This is a genomic window from Lacticigenium naphthae DSM 19658 (assembly GCF_000425865.1).
Lineage (GTDB): Bacteria > Bacillota > Bacilli > Lactobacillales > Carnobacteriaceae_A > Lacticigenium > Lacticigenium naphthae.
On the sequence record NZ_AUEG01000002.1, the window covers coordinates 246,209 to 261,588 of the forward strand.

Below are 15,380 nucleotides of genomic sequence, written 5' to 3' on the forward strand. Positions count from 1 at the left end.
CTTTTGTCTCAGCTTCTTTTGTCGTGGATAGTTATAATTTGAGTAGAATACATTCTTGAAGCGTAGTTGATTTCTGGAAGAGAGATTATTTGCTATACTGAAATTAAAGAAAGCCTATACAATAGTGAGAAAAAGGGTTCAATAGAAAGTCGAGGAATCGGTATGACAATTCTAGAAAAAAGACAAATAGACACCATACTTAGCCAGCTTGAAAACATATGGCTATTGGTAGAAGAAAAAGATACGCTCTCTTTTGAAAATGAAATGAAACGGTATCAGTTAATGAAAAATAAGAATACTGCGGGGAAAGAGCTTGAAAAAGAATGGGTAAAAATGCAGGCTGCAGTAGACAATTTGAACTACCGAGTAACCGGTAGTCTGCGAAAGCTAGTGCATTATTTAGAGGAAGAAAAGTTAGATAGCTCCTTTTTTGAAAAGGAGAACCGCATGTTTCCTATATATAGGAAGTTCTCACTTGTTCCAAAAAAATGGACATTGAAACGTATTCCGTTTACGGATCGTGTGAACCAGGCACGTTCTTTTGCCACACTCTCTTTTTTTAAAGAGGAAAATAGTGCAGAATACAAAAAAGCAATCCTTGCAACTATGCAGAAGAGGAATCAATATTTTACAGAGCATAAAAAATGGTTTGAACTGAAGAGATGGTTGATTCAAATTTTTCAAAATAGCATCACAAGAAGCCAAGCAAACCTATTGAATAAAACAAAGAAAAAAAGTGGTGTATCTGATTTGATCAAAGAAAGACTGCTGATGCAAGAATTGCTTTTATTTGAATATGAAAAGTTCTTTTATACAAAGACAGAGCAAAGAGCTTATATTCAGTGGTTGATTTATCGGCATACAAAGGAAATATGGTCCACCATCGAATATATAGATGCTCGTGAGTCGTTGCCTTCTTTACAGACCTCAGGATTTTCTGGTTCAGCGCTGATTGTTCATTCAAATGAAGAATCAGAAGTATTGTATAACTTTAAAGGAAGTGAGAATTCTTTAAAGGTATTGAAAAACAAACTGCCGACACACTTTTATCAAGATTTTTTGTTAGAAGCATACAAAGATTGGAAGTATAATGTAGAATCCGTCATGATTGGAGTGGGCACAGAACAATTGGACGATGCTCAGAAATTTATTCAGGTCATCGATAATAAAATCTCAACTAAAAGGTTTGCAGCTTATGGTATAGGTCATTCACTTGGTGGAAATCTACTGCAAATGATCCAACTGATCGATCAGCCATTTAAACACATCTATTCGGTGAATGCTTCACCGATCCAAATGAAGCAAGTTTTTCAAGTGGCTCCTGATCTTTTTCAAAAGGAAGAATGGGAAGAAATATTTACTTCTCCTGCTTCCTGGGATTCATCGACAAACATGGATTTAAAAAGGCGGTTAGCAAAAAAAGAATTTCACAGTTTCCATGACCGTTTTCAACAAGATTTTACAGGTTTGTTCTTATTTATCCATTCGACAGCATTTCTGGGAGATACAGAACAAGTGACGATGCCTGTTTTTACTTTTCACTTTCCAAAAAATATGCGCTTATACATTAGCGAGAAAGATATGTATGTCTGGTATGATACGATTTATCAGGTGTTCGCCTCACTAGATGAACAACCGTCACTGGGTGATTTTTATCATGAATTGACGGAACGATTGAAACATACTTTATTGACGGATCACCCTTCTTTAAATCAACAAGCGTTGTTTACGTTGATCCGACATTTTTTTGATTTTGTCGAGGCAGCTCAAATGATACAAACAGAAGATTTACAGTCAGTATATCGGACGTTGGATACACTTGAACATACACAGTGGGAAGAGAAGAATCACGAAAAAGATCAAACGTATAGAAGGGAAGTACTTTTACTATTCCAGCAAGTATTTAGTTTACGCCATGTCATCGATACCGAAACGATTAAACTGTTAAGTTATTTTCATCGATTGGATGGTTTTAAAGAATTATATAAAAAAATGGAATTAAAAAGGAATAAAAAGGAGAGTAAAAGCAATTAGTTTGCTCTTTTTTACAGTATTGCGAACAAATTGAAAAGTTTATAAAATAATTTGCACTAAACCCTTGAATAAAAGATTGAGCTTTCATATAATGATAAAACAATTAAAATTTTATAATCGTTTTATCATTTTTGGACAGGAAGTAAAAACTAGGGGGAATAATGATGAAAAAGTGGGTAGCGGGTGTGACAGCAATGACTGCTTTGGTATTGGCAGGATGCGAAGCAGGAGATGTAGAAAACCAGACAGGTGATGAAGGATCCGTGAAATTGGGCTCCATGTTTGAATTGACAGGAGCTGTTTCGGCGTACGGAAATGCAGAGGCGAATGCGGTGAGTTTGGCTATCGATGAAATCAATGAAGAGGGTGGAATCGATGGAAAAACGATCGAGTTATTTGAATACGATACAAAATCAGAAGATACAGAGGCGGCGAGTGTAGCAACTAAATTAGCAACTCAAGATGGTGTAAGTGCCATTATTGGACCCGCAACTTCTGGGGCTACTAAATCAGCAATTCCAAGTGTGAACAGGGCAGAAGTACCATTGGTCTCACCATCAGCTACAGACGATACGGTGACTATTGACGGAAACGGCGATGTCCAACCATTTGCATACCGAATCGGATTTCAAGACTCATTCCAGGGTGTATCTTTAGCAAAATTTGCTGAAACTGAATTAGATGCGCAAACAGCTATTATTTTGGGCGACAACTCGAGCGATTATGCCACCGGATTATCCGCTACATTTAAAGAAAATTTTAGTGGTGAAGTGGTAGGGGAAGAAAACTTCACTGCTGATGAGTCTGATTTTAGTGCGGTCCTAACACGTATTAAAAATGAAGACTTCGATGTACTCTTTGTACCAGGCTATTATGAGCAAGCTGGTTTGATCATCAAACAAGCCCGTGAAATGGGAATCGAACAACCTATTTTAGGACCAGATGGATTCGGGAATGATACATTGATCGACTTAGCAGGTGCAGGGAATGTGTCGGATGTTTATTATACATCGCATTTTTCTGTAAATAGTGAGGATCCAAAAGTCCAAGGATTTATTGAAAGTTATGAAGAAACGTATGGTTCTGAACCGGATATGTTTTCGGCTTTAGCTTATGATGCAGTCTTTGTAGTCAAGCAAGCAATCGAAGAAGCAGGAGACAATGCGCCGACAGCTGTTAATGATGCTTTAGCAGAATTGTCAGACTTTGAAGGAATTACTGGTGCCTTTTCATTTGATGAAAATCACAACCCTATTAAATCTGTCACGATCGTTGAATTGCAAGATGGAGAAGAAGTCAATACGACAGAAGTCTCTCCTAAGTAAAGAATACGGCAAAAAAAGGTCTGGAGAGATACTCTCTTGGCCTCTTTTTTCTAAAAGGGGTGAAACACATGGAAAATTTAATTCAACAATTGATCAACGGGCTTTCGTTAGGTAGTATTTATGCGTTGTTGGCTCTAGGATATACAATGGTTTATGGAATAATAAAGTTGATCAACTTTGCTCATGGAGAAATTTATATGATCGGAGCATTTGTTGGGTATTATGTCATTAATTATTTAGGTGTAGGGTTGATTCCTGCTTTACTTTTATCAATGTCCTTTACAGCCGTTTTAGGAGTCATTATCGAGAGAGTCGCATACAAACCCTTAAGGAAATCTTCAAGGATCGCGGCCTTAATAACGGCTATAGGGGTTTCTTATTTATTGCAAAATGGCATGATTTACTTTGTAGGTCCGGAAGTACGCTCTTTTCCTCAAGTAGTCGAAAATAGTTTGTACACGATTGGGTCTTTTCAAGTTAGTAAGATGCAGGTCTTGATTATTGTGACTACTTTTATTTTAATGGCGGGTCTGCAATTTATTATTCAAAAAACAAAAATGGGAAAAGCCATGCGCGCAGTTAGTATCGATTCTCAGGCCGCTGAGTTAATGGGGATCAATCCCGATTTAGTTATTAGTTTTACTTTTTTCCTCGGTTCAGCTTTAGCGGGAGCAGCCGGTGTATTGGTAGGGATGTATTATAATTCCATTAATCCGATGATGGGGTATGCACCAGGATTAAAAGCATTCATTGCTGCTGTGCTCGGTGGAATAGGTATTGTTCCAGGTGCAGTTCTAGGAGGGTTTGCGATAGGATTGATTGAAGTACTGATTTCTGGATACGGAAATTCAATGGTACGAGATGCAGTAGTATATGGCATACTCATCGTGATCTTACTTGTCAGACCTTCAGGTATTTTAGGTAAACATGCCAAAGAGAAAGTGTAGGTGAAAAAGATGAGGATTCTAAATAAAACAAATGGCATCTGGATGATACTGATCGTGCTCTCCTTTGGTCTTCTCCAAGGTGCAATATTGCTTGGCTTGATCGATGCATTCTATGAGATCACTTTGGTGACGATTTTGATAAATATGATCCTAGCCATCGGATTAAATGTCATTATAGGGTTTTCGGGGCAATTCTCATTAGGCCACGCAGGTTTTATGGCAATTGGAGCGTATGCTACTGGGATCCTAACCAAACAGTTTCCGAACTATGGAGGGATGGCCGCAGGAATCGTAGTAGGCGGAATCATTGCCGGAATCGTTGCATTGATTGTAGGGATCCCGACGCTTAGATTAAAAGGAGATTATTTAGCCATTGCTACTTTAGGGGTGGCGGAAATAATTCGCATCATTATATTGAATATGGGAGATTTGACCAATGGAGCAGCAGGGTTAAGTGGAATTCCCTATTTAAGTACTTGGTATATTGGTTTCTTTTTGGCAGTAGTGGTCCTGATTTTTGCAGCAAATTACAAGTACAGCAGTGTTGGGAGAGCAACGATATCTGTCAGAGAAGATGAAATTGCAGCAGAATCTCTAGGGATCCATACCACGCGGTATAAAACGATCGCTTTTGTAATGGGAGCTGTTACGGCGGCTATTGCAGGGTCCATCCATGCAACGTATTTCAGTGTGATCTCACCGGATCAATTTAACTTTATGAAATCGATCGATATCCTTATTATTGTTGTTTTTGGAGGAATCGGAAGTCTTACTGGCAGCGTGATCGCTGCAACGGTATTGGGTGTATTAAACGTATTTTTACAACCTTTTGGATCTTTCCGGATGATTCTATATGCGATTGCTTTAATTTCGATCATGATCTTTAAACCTTCCGGACTGATGGGAACAAAAGAATTAAACATCAGCTCTTTTATACGTAAAAAAGACAAATCAGAGAATAAAAAAAGAGAGGAGAAGGTCAGATGAGTTTATTGGAAGTGAAAAATTTGACCAAAAACTTTGGCGGGTTGGCAGCTATCTCTCGTGTGAATCTAAAGTTAGAAGAGAATGAACTTGTGGGACTTATCGGGCCGAATGGAGCCGGAAAAACGACCCTCTTTAACTTATTAACGGGCGTATATATCCCAAGCAGTGGATCCATTGAATTGAAGCAAAAGGATGTTCCTCTATCTTTGATAGGTAAACAAACAAGTCAAATCGCAGGGTTCGGGATTGCACGAACATTTCAAAACATTCGCTTGTTCAAAGACTTGACTGTTTTAGAGAACGTACTCATCGGCCTTCACAATAGTCGCGGTGCGAATACGTTTAGCAGTTTATTTCGCACCAAGCATTTTTTTGATTCTGAGGAATTGATGCATAAAGAAGCACGTGAATTGCTTGCCTTGTTTGATCTTGAAAGCAAAGAAGAGTATGTAGCCAAAAACTTGCCCTATGGGGATCAAAGAAGACTGGAAATCGTACGTGCTTTAGCGACAAGACCCAAAATACTATTTTTAGATGAACCAGCTGCAGGAATGAATCCACAAGAAAGCGCAGATTTGACGAAATTGATTTTGCGTATACAAAATGAGTTTAAACTGACAGTCGTTCTGATCGAACACGATATGTCGGTCGTAATGAATGTCTGTGAACGTATTTATGTATTAGAACACGGTAGAGTATTGGCTCAAGGAACACCACAAGAAATCAGGAAAAACAAAGAAGTTATCCGAGCCTATCTGGGAGGTGAGTAAATGTTGAAAGTACGAGATTTAACTGTTTATTATGGTGTGATCGAAGCGATCAAGGGAGTATCTTTTGAAGTGAACGAAGGCGAGATCGTTACCTTGATCGGCGCAAATGGTGCGGGGAAAACAACGATATTAAAAACAATCTCGGGCTTAGTTCGGCCTTCACAAGGTGAAATCATCTATCAGGAACAGCCGATTCAACGGGCGACGCCCCGTACAATTGTTCAAAGCGGCATTTCTCATGTACCAGAAGGACGACATGTTTTTAGTGGGATGACGGTAATGGAAAACCTCGAAATGGGTGCATTTTTACGTAAAGACAAAGAAGCGATAAAAGAAGATATAAAGAAAGTATTTGATCATTTTCCTATTTTGGAAGAACGGAAAAATCAAGATTCTGCAACGCTCTCTGGTGGAGAACAACAAATGTTAGCTATGGGGAGAGCTCTGATTTCCAAACCAAAATTATTGCTTTTAGACGAACCTTCAATGGGGTTGGCCCCTTTGTTTATTCAAGAGATTTTTCAGATCATCAAAAAAATTAATGAAGAAGGGACCACGATCTTGTTGATCGAACAAAATGCATCTGTTGCCCTTGAGATCGCTACAAAAGGCTATGTACTCGAAACAGGAAAAATAGTAGAATCAGGAGTAGGGAAAGAATTACTAGAAAGCGAAGCTGTTCAAAAGGCTTATTTAGGAGGGTGAAAAATGAATGTTGAACATTACATGACAAAAAACGTCATCACAGTATCACCGGATACGATCGTGTTGGAAGCCTTAGATATAATGAAAGAGAACCATTTCCACCGGCTACCGATAGTCAAAGATGATCAACTTGTTGGATTGATCACAGAGGGCATTGTTCAGCAGCATTCCCCTTCACGGGCTACAAGTATGAGTATCCATGAAATGAATTATTTACTGAATCGTACACGGGTCGAACAGTTGATGGAGAAAACAGTCATTACAACTTCAAAAGACACACTCATTGAAGAAGCCGCGCTGATCATGCGCGAAAAAGACGTCAGCGTTCTTCCAGTAGTGGATGAGAATAACCACGTCGTAGGTATCATTACAGAAAAAGATATTTTTAGTGCCCTCATTGATCTGACGGGCTACAATGATCCAGGCGCACGCTTGGTCATTAGTATAAGTAAAGATCAAGTAGGTGTGTTAGAAAAAATCACGACTATTTTAGCAGAGGCCAATATTGGGATCAGCCATCTATTTGTTCAGCATCCAGGTGAAAAAATAGAAGTGACGATTCAAATAGATCACACCGAGACAGAGGAAGTAGAAAAAATTTTGGAAGCCAACGGTTATCCCGTTGTTCAAACAGTTAATAAATAACAAAGAAACTCTCCGTGTTCTTATCGGAGAGTTTTTTATATTTATAGGAAAGTGAAATTGGAATTGGAATACTGTATAAAAGTAGACAATAAATGCTATGATAAATGTAAGAAAAAGGGAATAGGAAAAAGTAGTGTAGATTACCATTTATTTAGAGGGAGGCAACCTATGAAACAGTTACGACAGCTAACTCTTAGCTTATTCAAATTAGTATTGATCACAGGGATCGTTATTTTAAGTTGGGGTTTGATTGAACCATACGTATTAGACAAAGAAGAACACGATGCAGAAATCACGAACTTACCAAGCGATTGGCAAGAAGAAAAAATAGCTGTAGTAGGAGACTTCCAAGTCGGCATGTGGCTAGATAACACGGTCGCCATTCGGTGGATGGTCGATGATTTACTGGAAATGGAGCCTGCCGCGATCCTGCTTACGGGAGACTTTATTTACAAGGTAGAATCAGGGAGTGAAAAAGAAATTGATGAAATAATAGAATTACTGCGACCCTTAGGGGAAAGCACTATTCCACTATATGGCGTACTGGGGAATCATGACTACGCGATGGAATTAAAAGAGGATAAACCAGATGTAGAGTTGGCAGAAGCACTAGTTAAAGCTTTAGAAGAGGTAAACATTGATATGCTTGAAAATGAAAATGTAGTTATTCCGCATGAAACAGCGACAGAAGAGCTCCATTTAGTTGCTGTAGGTTCGCATTGGGCAGGTAGAGACGACCCAAGGAAAGCATTGTTCACACTAGATGAAGATGCGGCGCGCTTTACCTTGATGCACAATCCGGACACCTTTGCGACATTCCCAGAAGGCTCAGCCCCAATAGCCGTTGCTGGACATACACATGGGGGACAGTTTCGAGTCCCGTTTTTTGAGGCATCCTATTTACAAATGATGCAACCGGGAAATATTCAAGTTGCCGGCTGGATCGAAGAATATGCGGATGCCGATAATAGGTTATATGTGAATCGAGGAATTGGCTTTAGTCTTATTCCACTTCGAATTGGGACTCGACCAGAAATCACTGTATTTACGTTAAAAAATAAAGAGTAAAAGAAAGGAAAAAAAATGAAGACATTTCGCGCACTGTGGTCGACAGCCGATGAAGAAGGAAAAGTTAGTCATGAAATTAAAGAGATGAGCACAAATGATTTGCCTAGAGGAGACTTACTCATTAAAGTTCATTATTCTAGCGTGAATTATAAAGATGGGTTAGCCGGAACCAACGCAAGAACGGGAGTGATCAAGAGTTATCCAACCATCTTGGGAATCGATTTAAGCGGAGAAATAGTTGAATCGGCTACAGATGAATTTAAAGTAGGGGAACTGGTAGTTGTAACGGGGTTTGAGTTTGGAGTGAATCACTTTGGAGCGTATAGTGAATACGCTCGTGTTCCAAAAGAATGGGCGATACGGATACCTGAATCTTTAACGACAAGAGAAACCATGATAATAGGAACAGCAGGTTTTACAGCCGCCCAGTCCATTGTAAAATTAATAGAGAACGGACTAAATAGAGAATCTGGACCTCTACTAGTGAGAGGAGCTACAGGCGGACTGGGTTCTCTAGCAATTCAAATGCTGTCTAACCTCGGATTTACAGTCATTGCTGAATCAAGAAAAAAAGCAGAACAGGAAGCATATTTAAAAAAATTAGGAGCGTCAACAGTAACATTGCCTGGTGATAATCAACTGAGTAAAAAAAGGCCTTTAGCTAAGCAATTGTGGCAAGCCGTTATTGATCCAGTAGGTGGAGCTGGTTTGGGCGACTATCTTGCTCAAATCAAACACAGTGGCTACATCGCCTTGAGTGGAAATGTAGGTGGACTTGTATTTGAGACGACAGTTTTACCATTCATACTTAGAGGGATCACACTTTTCGGTATTGATAGTGTGCAGTATCCAATCGAAAAGCGCAGAGAATTATGGGAAAGATTAGGCAGTGATTTAAAACCGACCTTATTGGAGGAAACGGTAGACCACGAAATCACGCTAGAAGATTTACCGCAAGCTTTCAGACAAATTATGGATGGAAAAATGAAGGGCCGTATATTGGTCAAAGTGAATTAGGAAAAGATAGAGAGAAGGGGAGCTATGGAAACTGTTTATCTCATCTCGGGAACAGTACTTGTTTTAATTACAATAGGTGATTTGATTTGGACTGCTCTATGGGTCGACGGAGGGGCGGGGCCCATTTCGAATGGAATAACTACCTTTATATGGAAAATCATGGTTGGACTTAATAGAAAGAAAAGCTCGATACTCACTGTATCAGGCCCTGTGATTCTCACGCTGACCTTACTTGGCTGGATCCTGTTATTATGGGCTGGCTGGACTTTGATATTTGCTGGTAGTCCTCAATCCATTATTGATACAGCAGAATCGCAACCCATTACCTGGAATGATTTGATTTATTATGCGGGCTACGTTTTATTTACTCTTGGAAATGGTGGTTTTGCACCAGCCAATGCCTATTGGCAAATCATGACAACTGTTGCTACGGGGACAGGGATGCTGTTTTTGACTTTAGGAGCTTCCTATATACTTTCAATTGTTAATGCAGTGGTCAGAAAGCGATCTTTTGCAAGTAGTGTATTAGGAATTGGGAAGTCTGCTGAAGAAATCGTCGCTATTGCCTGGGATGGAGAAGGATTTTCTCACTTGGATCTGTTACTCAATACGTTGGCTTCAGAATTAAGCACATTGACGCAGCAGCATAAAGCCTATCCATTGCTCCATTACTACCATACGCATAAACCAACACAAGCGATAACGGTGGCAGTGCCCACCCTGGATGACGCTCTTTCTATGATCGAACAAGGAACACCCAAAAAAGCTATGCCCAATCCCTTACTAATGAAAGAGATGCGCTCATCGATCGAAGAGTATCTAGAAACATTAAATCAAGCGTTCATAGAACCTTCTGACAAAGTACCACCTATCCCTTCAATGGACTTGTTACGTAAGAAGGCAATACCGGTCTTGCCCGAAGAAGAATTCAAAGAAAATATGAAAAGCTTAGAAGGAAGAAGAAAGAAGCTTTTAGGATTAATGACCGCAGATAATTGGGATTGGGACAATGATCGCTGATCAAGACAAACCAATAGGGAACGGAATAGAAAAAAGCAGGAAGGAAAGTCTCCCAATGGGATTCTTCTTCCTGCTTCTTTTTTTCTATTCCAAAGCGAGTGGCAGTCTGGAAGAAAAGTTAATTTCTTCTGGTGTAGCTTCTTTTTCTAGCCAATCGTCGTGTAGTTGATCAGATAAATCAATGATCCGTTTTCCCACTTCTTTGTATTGATTTGTCGGGAGATTCGCTAAAGAAATGCGAACGGACCACTTGCTGCTTCCAAACGCGTCTGCTCGTAACAACATGAGCTGTTGAGTTTCAGCAAACCGAGTAATGATTTGAGTCATCGTCCATACTTTTGTGATGTAATGTGAAAAGCTTATTCCATAGCGGTTTTCCAACCAATTTGCAAAGTCGATCTCACAATAATACGCAGTATCCAAAGATTCAAAAGGTTGTTCCATTTGAAGAGTATCGAACAAAATTTTCTCTCTTTCATGACAGATCTCCATGACTTCTTTTTTGTACTGATCCTTTTTATCTAATAAAGAATAAAGGCTAAACAAGGTCATCATGACTTGTTGCGGGCTGGATAAGCCAGAAGCATGATTCAAAGCTACATCACGGCTATCAGCTACCATTCGGTCGATGAAGGCTACTTCCTCTGGTTGAGAAGTGAGCGATTCATAACGATGAGCCAATTCTTTTTTAGTTTTTTCGGAATGTTGCGCTAATAGTTCATCAAATAGATTTTCTTTAGCTATTGTAATCGTACCCACACGCCAGCCTGTGGCTCCAAAATATTTTGAGTAGGAATAGATGCAAGCTGTATTATAAGGGATTTCGGTGAAGAGGGATGTAAACTCTTCTAAAAAGGTACCATAAACATCATCTGTTAGAATCATCAGATGCGGATTATCTTTTTCGATCACATCTTTCAGCAAACCAATTGTTGTGTCACTGATCGCATTAGATGTAGGATTACTTGGATTCACTACAAAAACAGCTTTTATTTCGGGATTCCGTAACCGATTTATTTCTTTTTGAGGAAATTGATAACTGATTTTCCCTTCGATTCGCACAGGTTCAGACTTGATATATTCTACGTCAAATCCATAATGTGGGAGTTGAGGGATCTCTAAATAAGGTGCAAAAGTAGGAATCATCAGCACGATTTTATCTCCTTGATTGAGAAGTTGATTGTTGACTAAGGAGTCAAATGTATAAACGATTCCTGCTGTTCCGCCTTCCACTGCAAATAAGTCAAAAGGTGCAGAGCGGGATTGAAATAATTCGTGATGTAAATATTGTTTGATCGGCTTTTCGACCGCAGCTAAACATCTTTCAGGATTAGGATAATTGTCTCCTATGATGTAATCCATCATCTCTGTTAACCATTCTTCTTTAGGCATTCCTAAGTAGTCTTCACCTTCATCCCAAATAGCTTGCAAAAATGTGCTGCCATCACAGGGATTATCTTGTAAAAAACCAACAAATTTTTCTCCGACAAAATTATGTTTATTGATCATATTTCCCGTTAGGTATTTATTGTTCTGCATCGTTTCACGGGTTGCAAATTGTCCTAAAAGAAAGAAAGCTTCTCGAGGAATAGGAGCTGTCCAATTGGGATTTCCACGTCCTGCATTTAATAAATCGTGGGTAGCTTTTGTTTTATCCATATTTTTTTCTAAATATAAACTCAATTCAAAAGGACTCAACGCTTCGAGATCCTTGACCATCTAGATTCCATCTCCTTAAATTTATTCATAGGGGCGACATTCATTTATGCTTATACCTTGGAGAGTATAACAAACAAAAAGTGATAACCCAAATAATAAGAAAAAAATATGAGAGCAAGATGAGGATGAACAGATCAAGCAAGAGTGGGTGAGATCTGGTATGATAAAAACAAAAGGGGAGGGTCCTAATGTTTCAATTGGTGACAAATTCGAGAGAAACATCGATGTTAAAAGAAATTACATATTCTATTGAAACATGCCAAAAATTCTATATAAATGTTGCTTTTGTCAGCTATTCGGGTTTGCAACTTCTGTTAGATTCTTTAAGGGAATCAGAAAGACGTCAAGTAAAAGGAAAGATACTTACAGGGACATATTTAAATTTTACGGACAGTCAGTCGTTAAGAAAATTGACAGAGTTTACTAATCTTGATGTGCGGTTATTTATAGCTTCTGCCAACAAAGGATTTCATCCAAAAGCCTACATATTTGAATATACGGATTATTATAAAGTGATTATTGGTTCCTCAAATATTACTCAATATGCATTAAAAAGTAATGTGGAGTGGAATGTTAAAATCATAACTAAAAATGAAGATAAATCAGAGGGGCAGGTCTTTATTGCTCAACTAGTGAATGCGTTCAATGAATTGTGGGAGACAAGTGAACCGACTGATGAACACTTGCTCAAGGCATATGAAGCTTTTAAAGCAGAGAAAAGAGAAGACCGCTTAGAAGATCCTCATTCACATGTAACTTTTCAGTATACAAAACTACCAAAAATCATTCCAAATAGTATGCAGCAAGAAGCTATTGAAGAGTTAGAGTGGCTCAGAAGCAATCAACAAAAAAGAGCACTGGTCATTGCTGCAACGGGGACGGGGAAAACTTACCTGGCAGCATTCGATGCAAAGCAAGTGAACCCTAAGAAGTTATTATTTCTTGTTCACCGAGAAAATATATTAAAAGCTGCACAACAATCTTTTGAAGAAGTTTTGTCCTTCAAATATCGCAAAACAGGAATTTTTTCAGGGAACCAAAAAGATAGAGAGGCAACCTACTTGTTTGCTACCCTTCAAATGATGGCGAATCATTTAAACGAATTTGAACGAGATGAATTTGAGTATATCATCATAGATGAGGCACACCATGTCATGAGTCCATCCTATCAAAAAATCACGGACTATTTTACTCCGCGCTTTATGCTTGGCATGACAGCTACACCGGAGAGAACAGATGGCGGGAATATCTTTGATGTATTTGATCAAAATATTGCGACTGAAATCCGACTAAGAGAAGCCTTAGAAGCTGATTTGCTTGTTCCTTTTCATTATTTTGGAATAGCAGACATCAACAATGTCGACTTAACTGATGTAGACATACAAAATATTGACCTAGTAGCCCAACGCCTCATGATTCATAAACGTGTTGAATTCATTATTGAAAAAATGAATGAGTATAGTCAAGATGGGCTTTATCGGAAAGGGTTAGGCTTCTGTGCAACAATAGAGCATGCTCAATATATGACGAAAGAGTTCAATCGTAGAGGGATTCCAAGCGTTTGTTTAACGGGAGAAGATTCTATCGATCACAGAGAAAAAATGATGCGCGATTTGGAATCAGATAGAGATTCTCTGGAAATGATCTTTACGGTCGATATATTTAACGAAGGCATAGATATTCCCAGCGTGAATCTAATTTTGATGTTGCGTCCCACCCAGTCTCCCATAATCTTTACACAACAACTGGGAAGAGGACTTCGAAAAAAAGAAACAAAAGAATTTCTGACGGTATTGGATTTTATCGGGAATCATCAAAAAGCCTATTTATTGGCAATTGCTCTTCATGGCTCAAAATTTTATGATAAAGATAGCTTGAAAGTAGCTGTGAAAGAGGATTTTCCGGATACACCTGGAGCAAGTAATATTCGGATGGATAAAATAAGCAAAGAGATTATTTTGGATAAATTAGAAAGCGAAAACTTTTACAGCATGAAATATTTACGCACGGCGTATGAAGAATTCAAACAGTTATTAGGTGGAGAAATAGTGTGGAACCTACAAGCGTATTTAATGGTTGAACAAGCTCCAGACCCTTTGGATTTTTTGACAAAAAGTTCTAATTATATTCGCTTTTTAGAGAAAGTAGAGAAACAGGATCCTGGCGTTCTTGAACAGATCAGTGACCCTTCGTGGATGGCATTATTGGATTATGTATCCAATTATCTACCCTTAAAGAGACTGCATGAATTTGTTCTCTTGAAGTTGGTCAAGGAGAATAGTGTTGTCAGTGTTCATGAACTCACACAAGAAATGAAACGGCACAGTGAGAATGTGGATAAAAAAACGATTATCCATGCGATAGAAAATATAGCTTTTTATTATGCAGATAAGGGTGAACAAAAAAGAGGACCCATTCTGATCGAATGGAAACCTTCCGAAGAAAAAGTTTACGCGAGCAAACTTTTTCTTGAGATACTTAAAATAGAAAAGCACGCTAAGATTCTCGCCGATTTATTAAACTATGGAATTCATCGCTATGAAAAAGAATTTGGGCATCATTATTATGGGATCCCTCATTTTAAATTGTATGAAGAATATTCCATGCGCGATACAGCTCTTCTTTCGAATTACACAAAAACCTTCTCTTCTTTCAGAGGTTCAGGAGTCTTACGCAATAAAGAAACAAATGACTACTTTTTGTTTATTGATCTGCACAAGGATGAAGGAATAGAAAGTAGGTTAAATTATCAGGATAAATTTCTGTCTAGAAAAATTTTCCAGTGGGAATCGCCGAATAATATGAAAGTGACTAGCGAGAGAGGGCAAGACCTGGTCTTTCCAGAAAAAGAGAAAGCCACGATTCATTTGTTCGTTCGAAAATTCAGAAAAATAGATGGAGTCATTTCTAAATTTATTTATATTGGAAAAGGAAATCCGATTGCGCATGAAAATGAGAAACCGATTCAGATCCATTATCAACTAGAGCAAAAACTTCCAGCCCATATAGCAGAGGAATTTGAGATTTCGCAAGAAATATTCGTATAGAAAAAAGGAACACGAGTGATACTTCAAGTATCACTCGTGTTCCTTTTTTCCTTAATCAGTTGATCAACGATGGGAATGTCAGCAGGAGCTCAATCT

12 protein-coding genes are annotated in these 15,380 nt (G+C 38.6%); 11 read left to right on the top strand and 1 reads right to left on the bottom strand.

Features of this window, described 5'->3' with window-relative positions; genetic code table 11:
- Positions 1-162: 162 nt before the first annotated feature.
- From H626_RS0103950 to H626_RS0103995, 10 genes are all read left to right on the top strand, one after another.
- The gene (locus H626_RS0103950) at positions 163-2,034 is read left to right on the top strand and encodes a DUF6792 domain-containing protein (RefSeq protein ID WP_027108180.1); all 1,872 of its coding nucleotides are present in this window, start codon (positions 163-165) and stop codon (positions 2,032-2,034) included.
- Between the two features lie 164 nt (positions 2,035-2,198).
- The gene (locus H626_RS0103955) at positions 2,199-3,359 is read left to right on the top strand and encodes an ABC transporter substrate-binding protein (RefSeq protein WP_027108181.1); all 1,161 of its coding nucleotides are present in this window, start codon (positions 2,199-2,201) and stop codon (positions 3,357-3,359) included.
- A 68-nt stretch (positions 3,360-3,427) separates the two neighbouring features.
- Entirely contained in the window at positions 3,428-4,306 is an 879-nt protein-coding gene (locus tag H626_RS0103960) for a branched-chain amino acid ABC transporter permease (RefSeq protein ID WP_027108182.1), read from the top strand.
- A gap of 9 nt (positions 4,307-4,315) precedes the next feature.
- Positions 4,316-5,293: a branched-chain amino acid ABC transporter permease gene (locus tag H626_RS0103965; protein WP_027108183.1), complete on the top strand. Its 978-nt coding sequence runs from the start codon at positions 4,316-4,318 to the stop codon at positions 5,291-5,293.
- Positions 5,290-6,063, top strand: a complete 774-nt coding sequence (locus H626_RS0103970; protein WP_027108184.1) for an ABC transporter ATP-binding protein — start codon at positions 5,290-5,292, stop codon at positions 6,061-6,063. Before H626_RS0103965 ends, H626_RS0103970 begins: the two co-directional genes overlap by 4 nt.
- Positions 6,064-6,768, top strand: coding sequence for an ABC transporter ATP-binding protein (locus tag H626_RS0103975; protein ID WP_027108185.1), 705 nt, complete (start codon positions 6,064-6,066; stop codon positions 6,766-6,768).
- Between the two features lie 3 nt (positions 6,769-6,771).
- Positions 6,772-7,413 (top strand): CBS and ACT domain-containing protein, encoded by a 642-nt coding sequence (locus H626_RS0103980; protein WP_027108186.1) that lies wholly within the window; start codon positions 6,772-6,774, stop codon positions 7,411-7,413.
- Positions 7,414-7,581: 168 nt separating this feature from the next.
- A complete protein-coding gene (locus H626_RS0103985) occupies positions 7,582-8,481 on the top strand; it encodes a metallophosphoesterase (protein ID WP_027108187.1) in 900 nt (299 codons plus the stop codon).
- Between the two features lie 15 nt (positions 8,482-8,496).
- Positions 8,497-9,498 (top strand): acrylyl-CoA reductase family protein, encoded by a 1,002-nt coding sequence (locus H626_RS0103990; protein ID WP_027108188.1) that lies wholly within the window; start codon positions 8,497-8,499, stop codon positions 9,496-9,498.
- Positions 9,499-9,522: 24 nt separating this feature from the next.
- Positions 9,523-10,518, top strand: a complete 996-nt coding sequence (locus H626_RS0103995) for a hypothetical protein (protein ID WP_027108189.1) — start codon at positions 9,523-9,525, stop codon at positions 10,516-10,518.
- A gap of 84 nt (positions 10,519-10,602) precedes the next feature.
- On the opposite strand, the gene aspD is transcribed toward H626_RS0103995, so the two are convergent.
- Positions 10,603-12,237 (bottom strand): aspartate 4-decarboxylase, encoded by a 1,635-nt coding sequence (aspD, locus tag H626_RS10605; RefSeq protein ID WP_051237791.1) that lies wholly within the window; start codon positions 12,235-12,237, stop codon positions 10,603-10,605.
- A gap of 188 nt (positions 12,238-12,425) precedes the next feature.
- On the opposite strand from aspD, the gene H626_RS10610 reads away from it, so the two are divergent.
- A complete protein-coding gene (locus tag H626_RS10610; RefSeq protein ID WP_035618451.1) occupies positions 12,426-15,284 on the top strand; it encodes a DEAD/DEAH box helicase in 2,859 nt (952 codons plus the stop codon).
- Positions 15,285-15,380: the final 96 nt, after the last annotated feature.

Excerpts from the sequence above, each read along its gene's own strand:
- H626_RS0103950 (WP_027108180.1), top strand. The coding sequence starts at position 163 with ATGACAATTCTAGAAAAAAGACAAATAGACACCATACTTAGCCAGCTT.
- H626_RS0103955 (WP_027108181.1), top strand. The coding sequence starts at position 2,199 with ATGAAAAAGTGGGTAGCGGGTGTGACAGCAATGACTGCTTTGGTATTG.
- H626_RS0103960 (WP_027108182.1), top strand. The coding sequence starts at position 3,428 with ATGGAAAATTTAATTCAACAATTGATCAACGGGCTTTCGTTAGGTAGT.
- H626_RS0103965 (WP_027108183.1), top strand. The coding sequence starts at position 4,316 with ATGAGGATTCTAAATAAAACAAATGGCATCTGGATGATACTGATCGTG.
- H626_RS0103970 (WP_027108184.1), top strand. The coding sequence starts at position 5,290 with ATGAGTTTATTGGAAGTGAAAAATTTGACCAAAAACTTTGGCGGGTTG.
- H626_RS0103975 (WP_027108185.1), top strand. The coding sequence starts at position 6,064 with ATGTTGAAAGTACGAGATTTAACTGTTTATTATGGTGTGATCGAAGCG.
- H626_RS0103980 (WP_027108186.1), top strand. The coding sequence starts at position 6,772 with ATGAATGTTGAACATTACATGACAAAAAACGTCATCACAGTATCACCG.
- H626_RS0103985 (WP_027108187.1), top strand. The coding sequence starts at position 7,582 with ATGAAACAGTTACGACAGCTAACTCTTAGCTTATTCAAATTAGTATTG.
- H626_RS0103990 (WP_027108188.1), top strand. The coding sequence starts at position 8,497 with ATGAAGACATTTCGCGCACTGTGGTCGACAGCCGATGAAGAAGGAAAA.
- H626_RS0103995 (WP_027108189.1), top strand. The coding sequence starts at position 9,523 with ATGGAAACTGTTTATCTCATCTCGGGAACAGTACTTGTTTTAATTACA.
- aspD (WP_051237791.1), bottom strand. The coding sequence starts at position 12,237 with ATGGTCAAGGATCTCGAAGCGTTGAGTCCTTTTGAATTGAGTTTATAT.
- H626_RS10610 (WP_035618451.1), top strand. The coding sequence starts at position 12,426 with ATGTTTCAATTGGTGACAAATTCGAGAGAAACATCGATGTTAAAAGAA.